Raw genomic sequence first — 1422 nt, forward strand, 5'->3', positions numbered from 1 at the left:
CTATAAAAGTGTAACTAAGAGAAAAGAAAAAGCGTAAAACCGTTATTACTCAATGGGTTTACGCTTTTTTACTTCCTAGAAGCAACATTATGTAAAGCTTTAAAGCCTTGTAAACCAATAGTTTACGTATTTTCACCAATGGTTTATGGTCATCCTCCTCTTGTTGTTATAAAGTGGAAGTAAGAGGTGAGAAGATGAATTTAGGTGAACAGTTAAAAAATTTAAGAGAGCAGCACAATATGAGTCGTGAAGAACTTGCCCAACAAATGAATGTATCAAGACAAGCCGTCTATAAATGGGAAACGAATAAGGGCTATCCTGATATTGATAACTTAATTAGATTAAGTGAATTATATGAGGTAACACTAGATGAATTAATTAAGAGTTCATCAACACTTCAACAAAAAATTGATAGTAAAGATTCTTTAACAAAAAAGGACATTAATGAATTTAATCTTGAGGGTGATGGAAATTCTTTTTTTAGATATGGACTCATGTGTTCTGTAGGTTCTTTAGGTGGTTTATCTATTCCCGTTTTAAAAGGAGAAGTATATTTAAGTATTATCTTTCCTTTTGTGATTGCTCTTATAGCTGGATTCCTGTTATTAAAGTCAAAGGCCATTCAATGGGATAAAATCAAGTTGAAGAATGTAAAATGGGTGTCAAGAATAGTGATTGCTTATTTATCGGTTCCTTTTTCTTTTTTTTCTATAAGTATTATTCAAAAAGACTCAGTTAACTTCTTTTCTTTATATTATCTTTTGTTTATAGTTTTCATTGCCTTTGCTCTATATATTTATTTAAGGCGTTTATATATTAAGCATCTCTATTAAATGCGCTTGATTCTAAAGTCAAGCGCATTTTTTCTACCGATAATCCATCTTATGGTGCGACAAGAAGTCGCTTTTATATAGTGTGGCTCACGCCACTAGTTTAGACGCAAAAACTATCCCTGTCCAAAACTGCGGTCCTGGTAACGGGCTCGTGGGTTGCATGCGGAAATGCGGAAACAGAGAGTCAGTGCACGGCTCGGAACACTGCTAGGGGAAGATGAGTATGGTGAACGAAAGTGAAGGTTTGTAAGCTTCGTAATGATTAGCTCAGGATAGTGCATAGATTTACCTGAGTATTGGTAAGAGGAAAAGTAGATTCATAATGCTACTGTGATGCGTCCCACATCTTGCCCGGAGTAAAGAACCCACCTAACCTCGTCGTATCTATAAGATGCGGAACTTGGTAAGCCCTATGTCATCTGCATAAGTAGTAGGATGACTGCAAAGTCAAACGATGTGGCAGAGGGTAAAAGATACGAGAGAAAGCGAATGCCATTATCTCGAAAGAGAACAGGAAAGCAGGAAACTGTATAACTGGATGGATACTATCGTCCTTACGGACAAACCTATGATAGACCCGAAAGGGAGC

1 protein-coding gene is annotated in these 1422 nt (G+C 36.3%); it reads left to right on the plus strand.

The annotated features are described in order from the left end of the window. Positions 1-194 precede the first annotated feature (194 nt). Positions 195-833: a helix-turn-helix domain-containing protein gene (locus MOC86_RS27620; RefSeq protein ID WP_268586951.1), complete on the plus strand. Its 639-nt coding sequence runs from the start codon at positions 195-197 to the stop codon at positions 831-833. The last annotated feature ends 589 nt before the right edge of the window (positions 834-1422 follow it).

This window comes from Priestia endophytica, assembly GCF_026790145.1.
GTDB lineage: Bacteria > Bacillota > Bacilli > Bacillales > Bacillaceae_H > Bacillus_I > Bacillus_I endophytica_A.